This is a genomic window from Kitasatospora sp. NPDC001159, from assembly GCF_053598235.1.
This window is the reverse complement of the sequence record NZ_JBSFJV010000084.1, coordinates 12,102-33,400: the sequence shown is the minus strand read 5'-3', so window position 1 is coordinate 33,400 and position 21,299 is coordinate 12,102. Positions and strand designations below refer to the sequence as shown.

Sequence of the window (21,299 nt, the reverse complement as noted above, 5' to 3'; positions counted from 1 at the left end):
CCCGAACCCCACACAGGCCCCGCCGAGGCCGCCGCGACCGATCCGTCGGTGACGGGAGCGGAGCCGCTTGCTCGTTACTGACCCACGCTCCTAGTTCGCGTCAACCGGCGCCGCGAGGGCACCGCGAACACCCTGGCCGCCCTGAAGCCCCACAGAGTGTCGTCGCCGACCGAGTAGCAGCCGTGGGCCTCTGCTTCACCCCGACCGACGCATCCTGGGCCAACCTGGTCGAGGCTCACTTCGGACCGCTACGGCAGTTCACCCTCGCGAACTCCACCCCCCAACCACACCGGACGGGAGGCGGGCACCTGAGTCACGTGGTGATCGACGGCGACCGCGGGGCGGGGTGCCGACTGATCCAGCGCCAGACCGGTACGTAGCGGCAGACCGCGGGTGCGTGGTCGGACTGTCCGGCCGGGGAGGGGCGAACGGTGGCGGTGCAGCGCTCAGGGATGACCGTTGCCGGCGAGGGCCTGGTCGACCAGTGCGCGCAGTTCCTTGTCCCGGACGATCATCGGGTATCCCCCCTCCGCGCACAGGCGGCGGTCCGATTGCCGGATCGTCAGCAGAGCGGCCCGGATCTCGGGGCTGATCTCGCCCATGCGGATCAGCGCCCGGAGGGCCTCCCGGAGGGATCCGAAGCCGTCGCCACCGTCGGCGACCGGCACCACGAACTCCTCCAGGACCCGCATGCTCGGTCCCGTCTCGCCCGTGATCGACCAGAGCGTGATCGCCGCGGTGAGGCGTAGCCAGCACGTGCTGTTCTCCATGACGGACCGGACCCGGTCCGCGTAGGGGGCCGCCTCGCGGCCGAATTCGGCCAGGGTGCCGATCGGCGCGTACACCGGTTCCTCCGCTGTCAGGACGGCTTCGCCGACCAGCCGCAATGCCGCCGTGTGGCCGCCATCGATGTAGGCGGCGGTCAAGGCCACCACCGCGTGGTTGTCGGGGTGGTCTACGACTTCGCAGGTGCGCACGGCCGGTGCGGCCGAGGCAGCGGCCGGCCCCAGGGCCTGCAGGATGCGGAGCACGGAGACCGAGGTCCAGGTGTCGGCGAGCAACGGGAGGAGATCGGGCAGGGCCGGCAGCGCGTCTTCCCGCCATTCCTCCAGCACGGCGAGGAACGCGCGCGTCGCACCGCCCTGGGCCCCACTCTGCCGGATCGCCTCCCCTATGGCGGGCAGCAGGACGGCGGCGTGGGCCCGCAGCGGGACCAGGACGTCCGTGACGTCCGGCCGCCTCGGATCGGCCACGCAGTAGCCGCGGGCCTCTTCCTCCTCCTGCGCACGGAGCTGTTCGATCAGACCGGGCAGGGCGCGCGGGTCGCCGATCCGGGTCAGTGCCCAGCGGGCGATCTCACCGACCGTGCCGTCGAAGCATTCGTCGGCCCCGTTGTCGTCGAACAGTTCGGCGAGCCGGTCGGCGTACTCGGCCGCCGCCGGGCCCAGCACCGCGAGGATGTTGGCGGCGCGCAGCCGCACGCCGGCGTCCGGACTGGTCAGCAGCCCGCCCGCGAGCGGCAGCAGGGCTGCTTCCACGGAACGCCGTTCGGTCATGAGCCGCCAGGCCACGTCCAGCGCCACCCGGCACAGCGTGGCGTCCGCCGTGCGGTTCGCCGTCTCGGCCAGCCGGACGGGGAACCGGATTTCGGCGTCCGGGTCGTGTGCGAGCCTGCGCGCGGTCGACCGGACCAGGTCCTCGCGGGTCCAGGGGCCCTGCAGCTCCGGGGTGAACCACACTTCTTCGAACCGCGGCCGGAGCGCGGTGTCGGAGAACACCTCGATCAGCCGGTCCATCCGCCGTACGGGGAGATCCGGGTCGAACTCCGCCGACGCGTGCACGGCCGCGACCGCCGTCACCGGGTCATCGCCCTCCAGCATCTCCGCCAGCACGGCCCGCGCAGCGTCGGCCGTCGTGCCGGCCTGGTCGGCCCGACCCCCGGTTTCCCCGGCCCCGGTGGCCGCTGCTTCCTCGGCCACCGCCTCGCCGAGGGCGAGCAGGAGCGGGATGCGGACGGACGGGTCCGGCTCCGCCTCCCACCGTTCCAAGAGCGGTGCGATCCCGTCCGCCAGGGGAATGGCCGCCCGCCGCACCGCCGGGTCCGGATCCGCGAGCAGAGCCGGCCCGTCCAGTCCTCGCCCTCCAGGGCCGGGGACTGCAGGGCCACCAGCAGCTCGACGAGGGCCACCCGCGCACCCAGGGCCGGATCGGCGGCGAGCGCGACGCACCGACTACCCGGTCGAGCAGGAGGGATGCATTGCCGAGACCGGGCTGACCCGCCTCAACACCGAGCCGCCGTGAGACCCCTTGATCCCAGCGCGGGCTCCACCTACTCCACGTCGGTGGCGATTACGGTCCACGCTTTGGTCGACGTGTCGTCCAGCCGCAGGTCGAAGGCGAAGGTGATCGGCCTGCGCTTGTGTGCGTCACCACGGAGCACCTGTTCGCTGCGGCGGTCGACTTCGTAGTAGACGCCCTCTGCGTCGATCGCGACGCGAAAGACGATCGGGTCGCGTGAGACCAGCGAGCGCACCTTGAGCGACGTGACGACAGCGTCACGCATGACGGTTCGATTGACCGTGCGTACGGACGTGAAGTCGAGGCTGCCGTCGTTCATGACCCACTCCTCGAGGAACCGCTCGACGGCGACCTCGAGAACCGACTTGTCGAACCGACCGTCGAGCACGCTCAAATCGCCGGCGGCGGTGTCGGCATCCGTGCTCCACGAAATGTTGGTGAGCGACAGGATGTCGCTCACACCCTTGACCGCGGTTGTCCCGGCCACCTCGAGCACTGCGTCTCGAGCGACCTCCTTCTGATCCCAGCCGTCCGTCTCGATGGCGCTGGTCAGGTGGTGTGCACCCTCGGCCGCCTGCTCCACCGACGACACGATCCACTCTCCGGCCCTGCTCTTGCGCAGCGTCCAGTACTCGACCGGGCGCGTCGAGCCGTCCTTGCGCACGGCATCCCGGCCGTAGTTGCGGCGTACGTAGTCATTGAGTGTCGCAGTGATCCGGAAGGTGACGGTGTCGTTCACCTCACCTGCACGATTCGCGACGTCGACCAACTCGACCACGGGGCCGGAGACGATCTCCACGACGTTGACCTCGCCACGTGACTCGTAATCGCGCAGCTCGTCGGCCCACTTGCCGTAGAGCACTGGGGACAGGATCTGCTGCAAAGTGGCGTGATCGCGTTCTGTCCAGGCGCGTTGGGCCGTCGTGTACAGCCAGACGGCACGGCGCTCGAGCGCAGCGCGATCGAAGGTCGCATCCGTGTCGGCGATTGCATCGACCCGGGCCCCGACCTGGGCGGCGCGGTCGCGCGCCTGCGCGTCCGCGCGGTGCGCCATGCGGTCCGACACCGTGTTCAGACCGCCTGCCCACCCCGCCTTCCGGCGCCGGGACCTGAGCCACAAGATCAGGAGGACCACGGCCACGATCACCAACAAGGTGAAGAGCCCACCGCCACCGGCTCCGAAGCCGGCTCCGAAGCCGCCGCCGAAACCGTGGCCGAAACCGCCGCTGGTCGACCCGTGGAAGCCACCACCATGGCTGCCCCCGCCGCCACTGAACCCATGACTACCGCCCCCACCGCGGGCATACGCGACCGTCGGGCTGCTCAGCGCGACGACTCCTGCGACCACACATATCCACCGACGGGCGCGCACCGGGCCCTCCCTTCAAGAATCAGAGATGTTCCAAGCGAGCCTACAAGCCGGGGCGTCTGGGAAGCTTCGAGGACAACGAGTCGCCCGACAGCGGGAACGACTGGCCGACCAGGGCAGGGATCCCGAGCTCGCATGACGTCGAGGCTCCCGTGCTCAGGCCTGGCGGGCAGCCCGCCCCGTAGCCTCGTGATCAAGGCCGGGAGGGCGACCTGCTGATGGCCACGACTGTCGAGAACGTAGAGCTGTTCCCGGTCTGGCAGTTCCAAGATCGCAACCGCATTGGCCGGGGCCGGCCGTCAGCGGTGCGACCAGTACGGGTCGTCCGCGGTCGGGGGCATCACGGTCAGCTGGTGCGAGTAGTCGTCCAGCCGGTGGCCCGGCTGGGCGGGGTCCTTTATCGGCTGCGGTGGCACCGCGACCTGCTCAAGCGGCGCCATGCCGCGACCTGCACACCGAAGCGTCGCGGGCGCCCGCCCACCGTCCGGTCGATCCGCGTCCTGGTCCTGCGCCTGGCCAGCGAGAACAGCTCGTGGGGCTACCGGCGCATCCACGGTGAACTCGCAGCCCTCGGTATCAAGGTCGCCGCCTCCAGCGTCTGGGAGATCCTCAAGGAACACGGCATCCCTCCCGCACCCGAACGACAGAGCACGACCTGGGCCGACTTCCTGCGCAGCCAGGCCGAGGCCCTGCTTGCCTGCGACCTCTTCGAGACCCGCACCCTGACCGGGGGCCGCCTGTACGTCTTCGCCGCCATCGAGCACTCCACCCGGCGCATCCGAATCCTGGGCGCCACCGCACACCCGACGGCGGAGTGGGGAGTGGATCGTGCAGCTCGGACGCAACCTCCTCATCTTCGTTGGTCACGCTTCCGACGACGCAGCCAGGCCCGCGCCCGCCGATCCCACTACAAACGCCGAGGCCAGATCCCCCAGATGCGGTTGCAGTACTAGAGCACCCCTCCTCCGGCGTGGTCGCCGTTCCCCGTACGGGCGGTGACCAGGCCGGATTCGTAGGCCGCGATGACCGCCTGGGCGCGGTCCCGGACCTCGAGCTTGCCGAAGATGCTGGTGATGTAGTTCTTCACGGTCGACACGCTGATGTCCAGGGCCAGCGAGATGGCCGTGTTGTCGAGGCCGGTGGCGATCAGCCGCCACACCTCGACCTCCCGGGGCGTGAGCTCGCCCGTTCCGACGGCGGCCGGCGGCGGGGAGGCGGCCGCCGGGGTCCGGACGTAGGCGGAGATCAGCCGGGTGAGCAGGCGCGGAGCGACCACCGCCTCCCCGGCGTGCACCGTCCGGATCGCCGCGCCCAGGTCCTCCGGGGAGACGTCCTTGGGCAGGAACCCGTGGGCACCGGCGCGCAGCGCGGCCACCACGTACTCGTCCATGTCGAAGGTGCTGAGGGCGAGCACGCGGCAGCCGGGCAGGACGCGGGCCAGCTTCTCCGTCGCACCGACGCCGTCCAGGACGGGCATCCGGATGTCCATCACCACGACGTCGGGGCGCAGCCGCAGGGCGGCGGCCACGGCCCGCTCCCCGTCCTCGGCCTCGCCGACCACCGCGAGGGTGGGGTCGGGGGAGAGGATCAGCGACAGGCCGCGGCGGACCAGCGGCTGGTCGTCCACGATGAGCACCTTGACCGCCCGGGCGGGCCCGGCGCCACTCGCCGTGCCGGTCACCGGAGGGCCCCGCCGTGCTGGAGGGCGGCCTCGGCCGATTCGGTGGGGGACAGCGGCAGTTCGGCCACCACGGCGAAGCCGCCGCCCGGCTGGGGACCGGTCTCCAGGGTGCCGCCGTGCAGGGTGACGCGTTCGCGCATGCCGATCAGGCCGTACCCCGCCCGGCCCGCGCCCGGGGCGCCCTCCGGTACGGGGACGCCGCCGCCGTCGTCCCGCACTTCGACGGTGACCCGGTCGGGGTGGTACGCCAGGCGGACGGACGCCCGGGCCGGGCCGGCGTACTTGCGGGCGTTGGTGAGAGCTTCCTGGACGATCCGGAAGACGGTCAGGCCGACGGTCGGCGGTAGCGGGCGCCGGGGCCCGTCGACGGTGTACTCGGTCGGCAGCCCGGCCAGGCAGGACTCGTCCACCAGCCGGTCGACCTCCTCCGCCGAGGGCTGGGGCAGCGGCGGGGCGGCGTCGGGCTCGTCACCGGCCCGCAGGACGTTCAGCAACTGGCGCATCTCGCGCAGGGCCAGCCGTCCCGAGGACTCCAGGGTCACAAGCGCGTCCCGGACCACCTCAGGGTTGCCGAGGTTGGCACGGGCGCCGCCGGCCATCAGCTGCATGGTGGTGATGTGGTGGGCCACGATGTCGTGCAGTTCCCTCGCGATGCGGCGGCGCTCCTCGGTGACCGCGCGGTCGGCCAGCAGCCGGCGGTTGGCGGCCACCTCCCGCTGCCAGCGGGAGGTGGCCAGGCCGGTGCCGCCCACCAGGGCGGCGGACAGGGACGCGGCGAGGACCCCCTCCCAGGTCAGGTCGTGGAAGTGGCCCTGGCCGAGCGGCGTCACCACCGCCGTCGCCGCGACGGCGGCCGCGGTCACCGGGAGGGTGCAGGTGCGGCCGACGGCGAACAGGGCCACGGTCAAGGCGGCGCCGAAGTGGGTGCCGAGCGGGGTGCTGGAGAGGTCGATGGCCGTCTGGAGGAGCAGGACAGCGGCGAGCGCGGGCAGCGGGCGGCTGCGCCGGGCGAGCAGCGGCAGGCCCGACAGGACGACCAGGGCGAAGACCGGCACGGTGACGCCCCGGCCGCCGGCCACCTGGCCGAGGAGCAGGTGCCCGAGCAGGTCGAGCGTGCCGGCGCAGACGGCCACCAGGGCGTCGGCCTGGGTCCACGGCAGCCCGTGCGTCCACCGTCCCGGCAGTCCGTTTGTCCGCGGTCCCGGCAGTCCGCCGGGGTCGTTCCCCGTCCGCCCCCTCGGCGGGCCGTCCGTGTCCACGGCCGCCCCGGAGCGCTGACGCCCGTCCATCTGGTCCTCCTGGCTGATCACTGACGCAGCCATTCTGGCACCGGCCCGGTGGCCCGGAGGTGGTCCCCTCGGCCGACGCCGGGAGGACGGACCAGGACCACGGTCCCGGTCCCGCCCCGGGCGGAGGACCTCGGGCCCCGGCGCGGATCGTCCGCTGCCCGGACGCCCGGCACCCCCTCGTCCTGATGGTCTGGGGGTACGCCGGGAACCCCCGGCGCCGACACCGACGTTCGCGTCCATCAGCCGGAGGAATCGTGATCCGCGCACTGACCGGGTTCTCCACCAGACACGCATGGAAGGTCATCGCCGTCTGGGCGGTACTGGGCATGGGGCTGGCTGTTCTGGCACCGATGCTGATGGCCCGGGTGACCGGGTCCCAGAGCGGGGACTTCCTGCCTCGCAGCTACGACTCGGCGGCCGCGCTGCGGATCGCCGAGGAGAACTTCGGCGTGAACCCGGACGCCACCACGGTCACGGTGCTGGTCGCCCGGACCGACGGCTCGCCGCTGACCGCCGCCGACCAGCAGCAGGTCGAGGCCGAGGCGGCGAAGCTCGCCAAGCACCGGGTCGTCATGCCGAGAAAGGAGAAGGAGCCGGAGCTCCTGGTGCTCGACCGCTCCCAGACGCCCCGGATCGCGCCCGCCGCGGTGGCGCCCGACCGGACCTTCGAACTGCTCGCGGTCGAGCTGACCGGCAACGCGATGGAGGAGGGGGTGCGGGGCGTCTACAAGGCCTTCCGGGACGACGCCCGCGCGCGGTTCGCCGACCTCGGGATGCGCACCGGGTTCACCGGGGGCCTGGCCCAGGCCTCCGACAGCGCCGACGCTAACCGGACCGCCGCCCTGGTCGGCAGCTCCCTCGTCACGGCGCTGATCGTGCTGCTCAACGTGCTGGTGTTCCGCAGCGTTCTTGCGGCCGTGCTGCCGCTGCTCGCGGTCGCCGTGATCGGCGGAGTGGCCGGCGGGGCCGTGGCCGGCGCCGCGGCGCTCACCGGACTGAAGCTGGACGCCTCCACCCCGAGCCTGATCTCCGTGGTCCTGCTCGGCATCGGCGTCGACTACCTGCTGTTCCTGCTCTTCCGGTTCCGCGAGCACCTGCGGGCACGGCCCGACCAGCCCGCCCGGGAGGCCGCCGCCGAGGTGTCGGCCCGGGTGGGCACCGCGATCACCTCCGCCGCGCTGACCATCGTCGCGGCCTTCGCCACCCTGGGCGTGGCGACCTTCGGCCAGTTCCGGTCGCTCGGCCCGGCGATCGCCGTCGCGGTGCTGGTCATGCTGCTGGGCAGCCTCACCCTGATGCCCGCCCTGCTGGCCGCCTGCGGCCGCCGGATATTCTGGCCCTCGCGCGGTCTGCAGCGGGTTCCGCGGGACGGCGTCGCAGGCCGCTTCGGCGGCCTCGTCGCCCGCCGGCCGCTGGCGCTGCTGGCGGCCTCCGTCGCCCTGCTCGGTGCACTGGCCGCCGGTGCGGTCGGGGTCCGGATGGACTACAGCCTGGCGGACGGCACCACGACGGCGGCCACGGCCACCGCCGCCGAGATCTCCTGCGCCCTGCCGGCCGGCGTGTCCGACCCGACGAGCGTCTACCTCGTCGCCGCGGACGGCGGCACCCTCGACGCCGGCCGGTTCGACGGCCTCTCCCGCGCCCTGACGGGGGTCGAGGGGGTGGGCCAGGTGGGCCGGACCGTCCTCAGCGAGGACCGCCGCGCCGCCCGGATCGACCTCTACCTGAACGCCGACCCGCAGAGTCAGCGGGCCCGCGACCTGGCCTCCGGACCGGTCCGTGCCACGGTCGCCGCGCACACCCCGGCCGGGACGAGCGCCCACGTCGGCGGCACGGCGGCGGTCTTCGCCGACATCTCCACCGCCGTCGACCACGACCTGCGGGTGGTCTTCCCGGTCGCGGCCGCCCTGATCGCCCTGATCCTGCTGCTGCTCCTGCGCAGCCTGCTCGCCCCGGTGGTCCTGATGCTCGCCGTCGGCCTCGGCTTCGCCGCCACCCTCGGTGCCGCCGCGCTGCTGTTCCAGCACGGCCTGGGCAAGCCCGGCGTCGCCTTCACGCTCCCGCTGGTGCTGTTCCTGTTCGTCGTGGCCCTGGGCACCGACTACAACATCCTCATCACCGACCGGATCCGCGAGGAGATGCACCGACCGGGCCCGCCCCGCGCCGCCGTGGCCCGCGCCGTCCGGCACACCGCGCCCGCCGTCGCCACGGCCGGCATCGTCCTGGCCAGCTCGTTCGCCACCCTGGCCACCACCCCGGGCAGCGAGCAGATCGCCTTCTCGCTGACCCTCGGCATCCTGCTCTCCGCCCTGGTCCTCTCCCTGGCGGTGGTTCCGGCCCTGGCTGCTCTCCTCGGCCGCTCCCTGTGGTGGCCGGCACGGCCGGCCCCGGCCCCGGCGGCGGATGCCTCCCCGGCCCCGGTCGCCTCGCCGCGCCCCGCTCCGGACCACATCGGCATCCGCTGAGGCGTCCGCCGAGGCACCGAAAGTGGACTCCGCCCACGTGATGCCTTAGAACTGCGTCAACAGGGCCTCCTGGACTGCTCGTTGGCATAGCCACCCTTTGAGCTACCAAGAGGCCCTGCTTTCATGCGCGGCGGCCACCGCACTCACCCGATCGAGAATCCCGTTCGATCAGCGCTCCTCAAAATCGGAACGATAACAGCCACTTACAGTCAGATCGGGATCAGGCGCCTGGCGCGCACGTCATGGCCGCGCATTCGAGACCGGCTGACGCCCGATCATCGGCACGTCGACCGTGTAGGTCCGGACGAGCTGAGCGCCGCGCGGCCCACGCCGAGCAGTCCTGCAAGGGGTAGGCCGACAGGTCCGGTGTCAGAAGGTGCGGGAACGGGTGGGCGTCAGATCCGCCACCAAGAGCGCCAGTAGTTCCGCCGGTGCCTCGATGAAGCGGTAGTGGCCTCCCTCCAGGAGTTCGAAAGTCGCTTCGCCGCAGGCCGACCAGCCGGTCATCAGCGACGGCGCGATGCCCGTGTCCTCGGTCCAGCCAATGGCGGTGATCGGGCACGGCAGCCGGACCGGCTCGGCCACGTGATACCGCTTGTTCATGTCGACGTCGTTCCGCAGGACGCCGAGGTAGAGCGCGAGCAGGCTCGGTTCCAGGGTGCCGCCCAGTTCCGCGACGAGCTGGCGCAGTTCGGCGGCCAGCTCGTCGTCGCTCATGCCGAGGAAGCGGCCGTAGGGGCCGTCCTGCGGCGCGACCTCGGCGGAGACGAACACCTGGGCCGGGGCGGGGCAGCCCCTTTGGACCAGCCGTACGGCGGTCTCGTACGCCGCCAACGCGGAGCCGCAGTGCCCGAACAGTGCGTAGGGACGGTCCAGGTAGGGGCGCAGCACTTCGCAGAGGTCGTCGGCCATCGCCTCGTAGGTGGTGTGGGCGGGCTCGCGCATCCGGTTCTCCCGGCCGGGCAGCTGCACGGGGCAGACCTCGACGCCGTCGACCGATGACGGCCACTGGCGGTACATGCTCGCTCCGCACCCGGAGTAGGGCAGGCAGAACAGCCGCGCCGGTGCCACCGGCGACGGCTCGCGCAGGAACCACTTGTTGCGGGTACGGGCCGTCGGAGCGTCCACTGATGACCTTCCGTGTGGGGGCTTCTTCTCGGGTTCGGCTGCGGTGATGCCGGCAGGGCGGCGGCCAGGTGCCGGCTCCTATCGGGTCCGCGCGGTGATCGGCAGGTGCGTGAAGCCCGCAATGACGTTCGAGCGCATCCGCCGCGGTGCCCCGGCGAGCTCGAAGCCGGTGAACCGGCCGAGCAGTTCGGCGAACAGGATCCGCAGGGCCACCCGTGCGACGGTGTGGCCGATGCAGTAGTGCGCGCCGACGCCGAAGGCGATGTGCTTGTTGGGTCGCCGTCGGATGTCGAAGGTGTACGGGTCGACGAACACGGTCTCGTCGCGGTTGGCCGACCCCAGCCACACGACGACCGCGTCCCCCGCGGGGATCGGCACACCCCGGATCTCGACGTCGCGGGTGGCGTGGCGCATGAAGTGCTGGGTGGGCGAAGCCCATCGCAGTGCCTCCTCCACGCCGCTGCCGAGCAGCTCCGGGTGGGCCGCCCAGTCGTCCAGGACCGGGGTCCCGGCCAGTTCGACCATCGCCGCGATCGGTGGCTGGGCGGTGGTGACGGTCGCACCGAGCAGCAGGCTGTAGCAGTTGGACACGATCTCGCCCGGCGACAGTCGGCGTCCGTCCAGTTCCATGGTGAGCAGCACGCTGATCAGGTCGTCAGCCGGTGCGCGCCGACGCTCGGTGACGATGTCCTGGAAGTAGGCGAACAGTTCGCGGTGGGCGGTCACGAGGGTGGCCCGTGGTCCGTCGGCGAGCTGGAACTCGGGGTCGTCCGCGGCGATGCAGGCGTGGGCGAGCCGGACCAGCCGCGGCCAGTCCTGTTCCGGCAGCGCCATCATGGTGCCGATTACCGCCATCGGCAGCGTGGCCATGGCGGCGGCGAAGTCGTACGGGCCGCCGTCGGCCAACGGCCGGAGCAGCTCGACGACGACCTGGCGGATGGCCTCCCGGTCGTTCTCCACCGTCTTGATCGACAGCGCCTGCTGCAGCGGGCCGCGCAGGTGCGCGTGCCGGGGCGGGTCGGTCGCGGCCATCTGGCGGCCGCCGGCGGGGTCGCCCTTGCCGAGGAGGTTGAGCAGCGTGCCCTGTTCGGAGGTGAACGTGGCGTGGTCGCGGAGGACCCGGTTGGCCTCGGCGTAGCCGACGATCGACCAGTAGCCGATGTCGCCGACCGGCTGCCAGCTCACCGGGGCGTCGCGGCGCAGCCGTCGCCAGACCTCGTGCGCCTCGCCCGCGTGGTAGAGGTCGGGGCCGATCAGGTCGACCGGCTGTGGGGCGAGGGCCGGGCAGCGCGTGGTCGGGGGAACCACCGTCATCGGGGCTGCTCCTCCCGTGCCGCGTCGGCCTGGCACCCGGCCGGGCCCCCCGTCGGGCCGTCCGGGCCCGACGTCCGCATCCGCGCGGTGAGGGCCGTCGCCAGCTCGGCGACGGTCGGCGACATGTACAGAGTCTGCGCGGGGAGGTCCACGTCGAACTCGCGCTGGGTGGCGACCAGGAGGTCGGTGGCCAGCAGGGAGTGTCCGCCGAGGTCGAAGAAGTCGTCGTCGACGCCGACTGGTTCGACGCCGAGGACGTCGCCCCACAGATCGGCCAGTCGCGTCTGCACCTCGGTAAGGGGCGGGACGAACTCGTTGGGCACGTTGCGCGGTACCCGGGTGGCGGTGGGCAGGGCCCGGCGGTCGATCTTGCCGTTGCGGTTCACGGGCAGCTCGGGACGGACGAGGATCGCCCAGGGGATCAGGTAGTCCGGCAGCCTGTCCCGCAGTTCGTGGCGCAGCCGCCGGCCGAGGTCGGCGTCGCCCGCCGGACCGGGTTCCGCGGGCACGACGTAGGCCAGCAGCCGGGTGCCGCCCGCCGGATCGGGCTGCGGCAGCACGACCGCGTGCCGCACCCCGGGGAGCCGTTCCAGCTCGACCTCGACGGCGCGCGGTTCGGCGCGGTAGCCCTGGACCTTGACCTGGTCGTCCGCGCGTCCGACGAACTCCAGCGTGCCGTCCGGCAGCCAGCGCACGACGTCGCCGGTCCGGTACATCCGGGCCCCCGGCTCGGTGCCGAACGGATCGGGCAGGAACCGTTCGGCCGTCGCGGCCGGGCGGTCCAGATAGCCGCGGGCCAGGCCCGCCCCGGCCACGTACAGCTCCCCGCACTCGCCGACGGGCACCGGCCTGAGCCCGTCGTCGAGCACGGCGACCCTGGTGCCGCTGATCGGGCGGCCGATCGGCACGCTCCGCAGCTCCGGGAGGGTGCTGCTGGTCCAGCAGGTCGTGTACGTGGTGTTCTCGGTCGGTCCGTAGCCGTTGGTGAAGAGCAGCCCCGGGTGGCGGGCCAGCAGGTGCTGGACGTGGCCCGGCGAGGCCACGTCGCCCCCGGTGAGGACGTGCCGGACGTCGGCGAACGCCTCCGGGTGGGAGCTCGCCATCTGGTGGAAGAGCCCGGTGGTCAGCAGCAGGACCGTCACGCGCTCGGCCCGGACGACGCGCGCCACGTGCTCCAGCGTGATGGCGACCGGGGGGAAGAGGACCAGCCGGCAGCCGTTGACGAGGGGGGTCCAGATCTCGAACGTGGACGCGTCGAACGCGACCGGCGCGAGGTGGAAGAAGACGTCCTCGGCGCGGACGTCCACCCAGTCCGCGCCCCGGACGAGCCGGTCGATCGCCCGGTGGGGCACACCGACGCCCTTGGGCTCGCCGGTCGAGCCGGAGGTGTAGCTGACGTAGGCGAGCCGGTCCGGGTCGCCGGGGCGGGCCGGGACCGCCGGCCCGGTGGCCGGCTCCTGCGTCGGGCCGCCTTCCGTCACCGTGACGACGGTGCCGGGCAGCCGCTCCCGCAGGGCCTCCTCGGTGATTACCATGCCCGCGCCGGCGTCCTTGAGTAGCAGCGCGTGGCGGCCGGCCGGGTCGTCCGGTTCGAGTCCGAGGTAGGCCCCGCCCGCGATGAGGACGGCGAGCAGGGCCACGATCAGCTCCGGCGACCGCGGCACCAGCACGCCGACGACGTCCTCCTGCGCCAGTCCGGCCGCTCGCAGCCGCCCGGCGAGCCGGTGGGCGCGGTCGGTGAGCTGCTGGTAGGTCAGGGTCCGTCCGTCGCAGGTGACGGCGGGCGCGTGCGGGGCCCGCTCCGCCTGTTCGGCGACCAGCTCGTGGATCGCCCGGGCGTCGAACGGTGGCCGTCCGCTGCCGACGAACGCCGGGATGTCGGAGGTGAGGACCGTCTTGGTCAACTGCTTCCCGCTTTCCTGTGCTGAAGTGTCCCCGTCGGGGTTGAACGCGCGACCGCGTGGGCCGTCGGCGCCGCCGTGGCCGCCGTGGCGGCCGTGGCGGCCGTCGGTGCTGTTCGGTGGGCGGTCGCGGCGGCGGCCGGTGAGCGGCACGCCGTGCGCGGTGCCACCGGGTGCGGCCACCGGCTCAGACCGCCGGCACGTGGAAGAAGGTGTCCCGCGTGGCGATGCGGCCCTGCGGCGTCATCCGGAAGAAGTCCGCGAACCGCAGCTCGACCTCGCCACCGTCGTGCAGCACGCCGCGGAACAGGCCGTGCACCGCCACCTCGTCGTCGGTCGTGACCACGGTGGCCAGGGTGTGCACGCCGGAGCGGATCACCCGCTGGTCGCGGTAGAAGCGTTCGAGTTCGGCGTGCCCGACCATGGGCCGGTAGCCGGGGCGGTGGTAGCGGGCGTCCGGGGTGAACAGGGCGACCAGCGCGGGTACGTCCCCGGCGTCGACGAGCTGGTAGTACCGGCGGACCTGGGACACTGCCAGCGCCGGGATCGTCGGGGTTGCTGCGGCGGTCGGGGTTTCGGGTAGTGCCGGTGTCTCGTCGGGCTGGGAGAGGGTGTGGACCATGCCGAGGTGCTTCCTGTGATCGCCGTCAGGGGCTCAGAGTCGTGTACGTGGTGAGAGTTCCGGTACGGCCGCGGCGTCCGGGGCTTCCTTGAGCGCTTCGACCAGGCGCGCCGGCGTGGGTGCCTGGAACAGGGCGCCGAGGGTGAGTTCACGGCTGAACCTCACCCGCACCCGGTTGACCAGCCGCGTCGCGAGCAGGGAGTTGCCGCCCAGCGCGAAGAAACCGTCGTCGACGCCCACCGCGGGCCGGCCGAGCACCTCGGCGAACAGCGCGCACATCGTCCGCTCCGCCGGGGTTCGCGGCCCGGGCCCGGACGGTGCCGGTGCGGGGCCGGGGACGGGCAGCGCGGCCCGGTCGATCTTCCCTCTGGGCGTCAGGGGAAAGGCGTCGAGCGTCACGATCGCCGAGGGCACCATGTAGTCCGGCAGCGCCGCGGCGGCGTGCTCCCGCACCGACGCCGGGTCGAGCCCCGCGTCGCCGACCGGGACGACGTAGCCGATCAGACGCCTGCCGGGAGTGGTCCCCGGTCCGGCGACCACGGTCGCCTGGGCGACGGCGGGGTGCCCGGCCAGGACCGCCTCGATCTCGCCCAGTTCGATGCGGAAGCCGTGGAGCTTGACCTGCTCGTCCGCACGGCCGAGGAACTCCAGCTCCCCCTCCGCGTTCCAGCGGACCACGTCGCCCGTTCGGTACATCCGCTCGCCCGGTTCGCCGAACGGGCACGGCACGAACTGGCCGGCCGTCCGGCGGGGGTCGTTCAGGTACCCGCGCGCCACGCCCGCACCGGCGACGTACAGCATGCCGGCCACCCCCGGCGGCACCGGCGACAGCGCCTCGTCCAGGACGTACACCCGCCTGTTGTCCACCGGTCGGCCGAGGGGGACGACGTCGGGCACGGCCTGGCCGGGGTGGAGCACCCGGCGCGTGGTGAACGTGGTGGCCTCGGTCGGGCCGTACCCGGCGACCACCACGGAGTCCGGGCACCGGGCCAGGACGCGCCGTACCGCGTCGGCCGGCACGATGTCGCCGCCGGTCCACACCTGGCCGACCCCGGCCAGCGTGCCGGGGGACTCCTCGGCGAACACCCGGAACAGCCCGGCCGTCAACCACAGCGCGCCGACCCGGTGGTCGACGATGAGCCGGTGGAGGTCCGCGAGCGCCAGCTCGCCGGGCGGGGCCACGACCACCCGGCCCCCGTTGAGCAGCGGCACCCACCACTCGTAGGTCGAGGCGTCGAAGGCGTGCGGGGAGTGCGCGAGGACGCGCGGGCCGTCCTCCTCGCGCCAACAGCGTTGCGCGGTCAGGCTGATGACGTTGCGGTGGCTCAGGGCCACCCCCTTCGGCGTGCCCGTGGAGCCCGAGGTGTACAGGACGCACGCCAGGTGGTCCGGGCGCAGCGGCACGACGGGGTCGGTGGCCGGCTGGTCGGCGAGACCGGGGTCGGCGTCGACGACGACACCCGGTGTGCCGAGGGCGAGGGCGTCGTCCCGGGTGGCCCGGTGGGTGAGCAGCACCGCCGCCCCGGTGTCGTCCAGGACGCGGCGCAGGCGGGCCGTCGGGGCCCGGGTGTCCAGCGGCACGTAGGCGCCGCCGGCCTTGCTGATCGCCAGGACCGACACCACCACGTCGACGGAGCGTTCCATGAGCACGGCCACCGTGCTGTCGCAGCGGACGCCCAGGGCGATGAGCCGGTGGGCCAGCCGGTTGGCCCGGGCGTTCAACTCCGCGTAGGACAGGGTGGTTTCCCCGCACACCACAGCGGGCGCGTCGGGCCTGCGCGCGGCCTCGGCCGCGAAGGCCGACGGCACCGTCGGGTGCGGCAGCGGCCGCGTGGTGCGGTTGGCGGCCACGACGGTCCGGTACCGCTCCTCGGGGGTGAGGAGGTCGGGCCGGCCGATCGGCCGGTCCGGGTCGGCGGAGGCCACCGCGTTCAGGAAGCGGAGGAACCGCTGCTGGTGGGCGGCGAGTTCGGCCTCGGTGTAGAGCGCGGGGTTCGCGTCGACGTCGATCCGGGGCTCGGTGCCGTCGGAGCGGTCGTAGACGGAGAACGAGAGGTCCTCCACCGGCCCGTTGGACAGGTTGTGCACGGTGGCCCGGACACCCGCGAAGTCCAGGTGGTAGTAGAAGGACATGATGTTGACGACGGGCCCGAACAGGACCCGCTCCGACCCTGCCGGATCCAGCTCCCTGCGCAGGTCCTCGCTGCGGTGGCGCTGGTGCCGGCGCAGGGCGGCGACCTCCTCGGCCACCTGTCGCGCGAGTGCGGACAGACCCTGCTCCGGGTGGACGCGCAGTCGCAGCGGCACCACGTTCGCCACCATGCCGGGCACGGCCGGCGCGGCGGAGCCGGTGCGCCCGGTCACCGGCATGCTGAGCACGATGTCCCGTTCGCCGCTGAGGCGGTGGAGGTACGCGGCGACCGTCGCGGTGAAGGAGGCGGGCCAGCTCGCCCCGGCGGGTCGCGCGGCCCGCCGCAGCGCGGCCAGGGTGGGCGCGTCGAGGCTGCCGGTACGGCGCAGGAAGCCGTCCGAGGCGGGCGCCGAGCGGCTGGCGAGGCTGACGGGATCCGGCCGGCCAGCCAGCCGGGCCGCCCAGAACTCCCGGTCCTGTCCGGGCTGCTCCGACGCGCGGTAGGCGGCGTCGTGCGCCAGCAGGAGGCTCAGCGGCCCGAAGGCCGGCCCTGCCCCGCCCCTGCCCTCGACCAGTCCGGTGTAGGTCTTGGCGACGCGGCGCGCGATGAGCGACATGCTGAAGCCGTCGACCACGATGTGGTGGACGCGCTGGTACCAGAGGAAGCGGTCCGGCGCGATGGCGAACAGGGCCTGGCGGAACAGCGGGTCCGTGGTGAGCCCGACCGGGGTGGACAGGTCGGCGCGCATCCAGCGCTCGGCCGCCCGCAGCGGATCCGGTGCCGACGTAAGGTCGACGTGGTGCATCGACCAGTCGGGCGACGGGATGACGACCTGCCGGGGGCCCTCGGCACCCTCGGTGAGGCGGACGCGCAGGGACTCGGTCTCGTCCACCACGCGCCGCACGGCCGCCTCGAACAGCTCCGGGTCGATCGGCCCGGGGATGTCCACGTACTCGCCGGTGTTGTAGGCCGGGCTGCCGGGCCGCAGGTGGTGGGCGAACCAGATGCCGGACTGCGCCGATGACAGCGGCAACTCGTGTCCGTCGCTCATCCGAGCTCCTCCAGGATGGCCGACAGCGTGTCGGCGAAGGGTCCGACGTGCGGCGGCGACAGCATGTCGTGGTGATTACCGGGGACCTCGACGACGCTCAACGCCCCCCGGGTGCGGTCCCGCCACCGGGCGGGGACCACGACCGGGCCGGCGAGTTCGGGGTGGGTCTCCGCGCTCGTGAACAGGTGGATCGGTGTCCGCAGCCGCGCCGCCGACCGGTAGCGCCGGGCGGCGTCGCCGTTGGTGGTGAAGACCCGTGCCATGCGCCGCAGTTGTTCGGTGCGCACGCGCGGGGGAAGGCGCTCACGGTCGTGCGCGTCGTGGAGCAGCAGGGAGAGGGCGTCCTGCTCGTCGAGCTCGTGGAGGTCCCCGCCTGGCCCGTCGGTGGATCCACCGGTGGACGCGGGCGCTCCGACGTCGATGATCCCGAGGAATCCCGGGGGGTTCCCCTGCTCCTCCAGCAGGCGGGCCATCTCGAAGGCGACCAGCCCGCCGAAGGACCAGCCGGCCAGCAGGTACGGACCGTCGGGCAGGACGGACCGCAGCTCCCGCAGGTAGCGCCGCGCCTGCTCCTCGACGGTGGCCAGGGGCGGCTCGTCGGTGTTGTAGCCGACGGCCTCCAGGCCGTAGACGGGCCGGGCGCCGGCGAGGGGTTCGGCGTGCTGTTCGGCGAGGCGCTCGGCGAGGCGCTCGGTGAGGTGGAGGAAGGAGCACACGTCGCCGCTCTGCGGGTGCACCAGGATCAGCGGCGCCCTGCGGCGGTCCCCTTCGGTCAGCGGAACGACCAGCCGGCGCAGGGCCCGCGGCGCGTTGGGCAGTTCCGCGCACAGCCCCTCGACGGTGGGGTGGCGGAACACCGTGTTCAGCGGCACGGTGACCCCCCACTCCCGCCGGATCGCCTCCACGAGCTCGACCGCCCTGAGGGAGTGCCCGCCCAGCGCGAAGAAGTCGTCCCGGACGCCGATCTTCGGGGTGCCCAGCACGCGCTCCCAGATCCTGGTCATCAGGAGTTCCGGCAGGTCTCGCGGCGGTAGCGCACCGGCCTCGTGGCCGTGGCGGGCGGGCTCGGGCAGGGCCCCGTGGTCCACTTTGCCGTTCGTGGTCAAGGGGATCCGGTCGAGCGCGGTCAGCGTCGTGGGCACCATGAACTCGGGCAGGGTCTCGCGCAGGGAGCGCCGCAGGACCGCCAGGTCACCGGGGCGGTCCTGCCACACCAGGTAGCCGGCCAGTTCGGCGTCCGTCCCGCCGCCCCGCACCGTCACCGCGGCCCTGGCGACACCGGGCTGGGCGCACAGCGCGGCCTCGATCTCGCCCAGCTCGATGCGGTACCCCCGGATCTTCACCTGATCGTCGGTGCGGCCGAGGAAGACGAGACTGCCGTCCGGCAGGTACCGCGCCAGGTCGCCGGTCCGGTACAGCCGGCCGCCGGCCGCGCCGAACGGGTCGGGCACGAAGCGCTCGGCGGTCAGCCCCGGCCGGTTGGCGTACCCGCGGGTGACGCCGACCCCGCCGATGTGGATCTCCCCCGGGACGCCGACGGGGACCGGGGCGCCGGCCGGGTCCAGCAGGTAGATCCGGAGGTTGCCGAGCGGCCGGCCGATCGGCACAGACCCTCCCGGCCGGGTCAGGTCCCGGTCGGCGTCCACGCGCCGGGTGACACAGCCGACGGACGCCTCGGTGGGACCGTAGCCGTTCCACAGCGTGGAGACCCGTTCGAGGAGCCGCCGGGCCAGGGCGGGCTGCAGCGGTTCGCCCACGCAGATCGCCTGGAACCGGCCGCCCCGCCAGCCGCCGTCCAGCAGCAGCAGCCAGGTGGCCGGTGTGGCCATGAGCGTGGTGACGCCGAACTCGCGCATCATCTCCGTCAGGCGCGGGCCGTCGACCGCGACCTCCGACGGGGCGATCACCACGCTGGCACCCCAGGCCAGCGGCATGAGCACCTGGGGGACGATGACGTCGAAGGAGATCGAGGCCACCGAGGCAACGACGTCGGCCCCGCCGAGGTCCAGCTGTCGGCCGCGGACCACCAGGTAGTTGACCACGCCCGCGTGCGGAACCAGCACGGCCTTGGGGCGGCCGGTCGAACCGGAGGTGTAGATCGAGTACGCCAGGTTGGCGGGCGTCGCGAGCGGTGGCAGCCGGTCTTCGGGCAGGGCCGCGACGAGCGGGGCCTCGGCGTCCAGCCACACCGTCTCGGCGCCGTGCCCCGGCAGCCGGTCGGCCAGGGAGCGCTGGGTGAGCAGAAGCGGCACGTCGGCGTCGGCAAGCATGAACGACATGCGCTGCGCCGGGAGGTCCGGGTCCAGCGGCAGGTAGGCGGCACCCGACTTGAGGATGGCCAGCAGGGCCACGACCAGGTCCGCCGAGCGCGGCAGGCAGACGCCGACCAGGCGTTCCGGCCGTGCTCCCCGGGCTCGCAGGTACCGGGCCAACCGGTTGGCCCGGCGGTCGAGTTCCCGGTAGGTCAGCCGCTCGGTTCCGCAGCGGACCGCCACCGCGTCGGGGGTCAGCCGGGCCCGCTCCTCGACCAGCTCGTGCACGCAGAGGTCGGTGGGGAAGGGTTCGTCGGTGGCGTTGGCGGCCACCAGCAGCGCTTCGCGCTCGGCCTCGGTGAGCAGGTCCAGGCGCGAGACGGGACGGTCGGGATCGCCGGCCGCGGCGTCCAGCAGCCGGAGGTAGTGGCCGACCAGGCGCTCCACGCTCGCGCGGTCGAACAGACCGGTGTCGAAGGCCACGGTCCCGGTCGTGCCGGTCGCCCCGGCAGCCCCCTCCGTGCCGGTCGGCCGGTCGGCTATCACCAGGCTGAGGTCGACCTTCGCCGTGCCGTTGTCGACCTCCATCTGTTCGACCTCCGTCCCCACCAGCCGGAGGGAGGCGGCCGGGTCGGACAGGCCGGCGAACATCACCTGGAACAGCGGGTTGCGGTCGAGGCCGCGGGCCGGCCGCAGCTCCTGCACCAGCCGTTCGAACGGCACGTCCTGGTGCGCGTAGGCGTCCAGGGCGGTCCGGCGGACCCGGTCGAGCAGCTCGGCGAAGCTCGGGTCGTCCGCGAGGTCGGTGCGGAGGACCACGGTGTTGATGAACGAGCCCACCAGCGGGTCGAGTTCCGGGCGGGTGCGGCCCGCGACCGGCGTGCCGACCGCCACGTCGGACTGCCCGCTGTAGCGGGCGAGCAGGGCCTGGAACGCGGCGAGCAGCGTCATGAACATCGTCGCGCCGTGCTGCCGGCCCAGCAGCCGCAAGCGCCCGGCCAGCTCCTCGGGCACCGTGAAGGTGATCCGCTCGCCCCGGCCCGCGCGGCCCGGTCCGCGCGGACGGTCAGTGGGCAGGTCCAGCGGTGACAGTCCGGACAACTGTGCTCTCCAGTAGTCCAGTTGGCACTGCAGGCGGTCGCCGGAGAGCCGGGCCCGCTGCCAGTGGGCGAAGTCCGCGTACTGGATCCGCAAGGGGGGCAGCTCGTGCTCGCGGCCTTCCAGCCGGCTCCGGTACATCGTCGACAGGTCGTCCCACAGCAGCGGCATCGACCAGCCGTCGACCGCGATGTGGTGGACGACCACCACCAGGACGTGCTCGTCCTCGTCGACCCTCAGCAGTGACGCGCGCAGCAGCGGGGCGGTGGCCAGGTCGAAGGGGCGCAGGACCTCGGAGTGGACGAGGTCGAAGGCCAGCCGCGTCCGGCGTTCCGCGGGCTCGGCCCGGAGGTCCGTGACGGGCAGGCCGATCGGCCGGGCCGGCTCCACCGAGGGGACGGGGCGCCCGTCCTCCTCGGGGAAGGCGGTGCGCAGGACTTCGTGGCGCCGTACCAGCTCGGTGAGGCTGTGGCCGAGGGCGGCCACGTCCAGCGGGCCGCGCAGCCGGAAGACCTCGTGGACGTTGTACAGCGCGGGGCCGTCGGACAGCCGCTCGACCAGCCACATGCGTTCCTGGGTGAACGACGTCACCCGCGCACCCGCCGGGCGGGGTGGGACCGCGGCCTCCGGCTCTCCCTCGGCGGCCCTGTTCCGGGCCGCGCGGACGCGTTGGTCGAGCAGGGCCCGCGTGGTGGCCGG

Annotated in this window: 12 protein-coding genes; 2 read left to right on the top strand and 10 right to left on the bottom strand. The window is 73.2% G+C overall.

Going from position 1 to position 21,299, the window contains the following annotated elements; all coding sequences use genetic code 11:
• Window positions 1-446: 446 nt before the first annotated feature.
• On the bottom strand, window positions 447-2,048 hold the full coding sequence (locus tag ACWC9T_RS31550; RefSeq protein WP_449824466.1) for a hypothetical protein: 1,602 nt from the start codon (window positions 2,046-2,048) through the stop codon (window positions 447-449).
• Between the two features lie 281 nt (window positions 2,049-2,329).
• Window positions 2,330-3,646 carry a TIM44-like domain-containing protein gene (locus tag ACWC9T_RS31545; protein ID WP_449824465.1) on the bottom strand — a complete coding sequence of 439 codons (1,317 nt, stop codon included), beginning with the start codon at window positions 3,644-3,646 and terminating at the stop codon, window positions 2,330-2,332.
• A gap of 374 nt (window positions 3,647-4,020) precedes the next feature.
• On the opposite strand from ACWC9T_RS31545, the gene ACWC9T_RS31540 reads away from it, so the two are divergent.
• Window positions 4,021-4,620, top strand: a complete 600-nt coding sequence (locus ACWC9T_RS31540; protein ID WP_449824464.1) for a hypothetical protein — start codon at window positions 4,021-4,023, stop codon at window positions 4,618-4,620.
• Here ACWC9T_RS31540 and ACWC9T_RS31535 read toward each other — a convergent pair.
• Both ACWC9T_RS31535 and ACWC9T_RS31530 read right to left on the bottom strand, forming a co-directional pair.
• Window positions 4,617-5,348 (bottom strand): response regulator transcription factor, encoded by a 732-nt coding sequence (locus ACWC9T_RS31535; RefSeq protein WP_449824463.1) that lies wholly within the window; start codon window positions 5,346-5,348, stop codon window positions 4,617-4,619. The genes ACWC9T_RS31540 and ACWC9T_RS31535 overlap by 4 nt on opposite strands.
• The gene (locus tag ACWC9T_RS31530; protein WP_449824462.1) at window positions 5,345-6,637 is read right to left on the bottom strand and encodes a sensor histidine kinase; all 1,293 of its coding nucleotides are present in this window, start codon (window positions 6,635-6,637) and stop codon (window positions 5,345-5,347) included. Before ACWC9T_RS31530 ends, ACWC9T_RS31535 begins: the two co-directional genes overlap by 4 nt.
• A 254-nt stretch (window positions 6,638-6,891) precedes the next feature.
• Here ACWC9T_RS31530 and ACWC9T_RS31525 point away from each other — a divergent pair, with 254 nt between their 5' ends.
• A complete protein-coding gene (locus ACWC9T_RS31525; protein WP_449824461.1) occupies window positions 6,892-9,102 on the top strand; it encodes an MMPL family transporter in 2,211 nt (736 codons plus the stop codon).
• Between the two features lie 369 nt (window positions 9,103-9,471).
• On the opposite strand, the gene ACWC9T_RS31520 is transcribed toward ACWC9T_RS31525, so the two are convergent.
• From ACWC9T_RS31520 to ACWC9T_RS31495, 6 genes are all read right to left on the bottom strand, one after another.
• On the bottom strand, window positions 9,472-10,230 hold the full coding sequence (locus ACWC9T_RS31520) for a thioesterase II family protein (protein WP_449824460.1): 759 nt from the start codon (window positions 10,228-10,230) through the stop codon (window positions 9,472-9,474).
• Window positions 10,231-10,308: 78 nt separating this feature from the next.
• Window positions 10,309-11,544 (bottom strand): cytochrome P450, encoded by a 1,236-nt coding sequence (locus tag ACWC9T_RS31515; RefSeq protein ID WP_449824459.1) that lies wholly within the window; start codon window positions 11,542-11,544, stop codon window positions 10,309-10,311.
• Window positions 11,541-13,628 carry an amino acid adenylation domain-containing protein gene (locus tag ACWC9T_RS31510; RefSeq protein WP_449824458.1) on the bottom strand — a complete coding sequence of 696 codons (2,088 nt, stop codon included), beginning with the start codon at window positions 13,626-13,628 and terminating at the stop codon, window positions 11,541-11,543. Before ACWC9T_RS31510 ends, ACWC9T_RS31515 begins: the two co-directional genes overlap by 4 nt.
• A 4-nt stretch (window positions 13,629-13,632) precedes the next feature.
• Entirely contained in the window at window positions 13,633-14,067 is a 435-nt protein-coding gene (locus ACWC9T_RS31505) for a nuclear transport factor 2 family protein (protein WP_449824457.1), read from the bottom strand.
• Window positions 14,068-14,100: 33 nt separating this feature from the next.
• A complete protein-coding gene (locus ACWC9T_RS31500; protein ID WP_449824456.1) occupies window positions 14,101-17,250 on the bottom strand; it encodes an amino acid adenylation domain-containing protein in 3,150 nt (1,049 codons plus the stop codon).
• Window positions 17,247-21,191: a non-ribosomal peptide synthetase gene (locus tag ACWC9T_RS31495; RefSeq protein WP_449824455.1), complete on the bottom strand. Its 3,945-nt coding sequence runs from the start codon at window positions 21,189-21,191 to the stop codon at window positions 17,247-17,249. Before ACWC9T_RS31495 ends, ACWC9T_RS31500 begins: the two co-directional genes overlap by 4 nt.
• Window positions 21,192-21,299: the final 108 nt, after the last annotated feature.

Bases quoted from the DNA above. Each gene is read 5' to 3' on its own strand.
- ACWC9T_RS31505 (WP_449824457.1), bottom strand. From the start codon at position 14,067: ATGGTCCACACCCTCTCCCAGCCCGACGAGACACCGGCACTACCCGAA.
- ACWC9T_RS31530 (WP_449824462.1), bottom strand. From the start codon at position 6,637: ATGGACGGGCGTCAGCGCTCCGGGGCGGCCGTGGACACGGACGGCCCG.
- ACWC9T_RS31500 (WP_449824456.1), bottom strand. From the start codon at position 17,250: ATGAGCGACGGACACGAGTTGCCGCTGTCATCGGCGCAGTCCGGCATC.
- ACWC9T_RS31515 (WP_449824459.1), bottom strand. From the start codon at position 11,544: ATGACGGTGGTTCCCCCGACCACGCGCTGCCCGGCCCTCGCCCCACAG.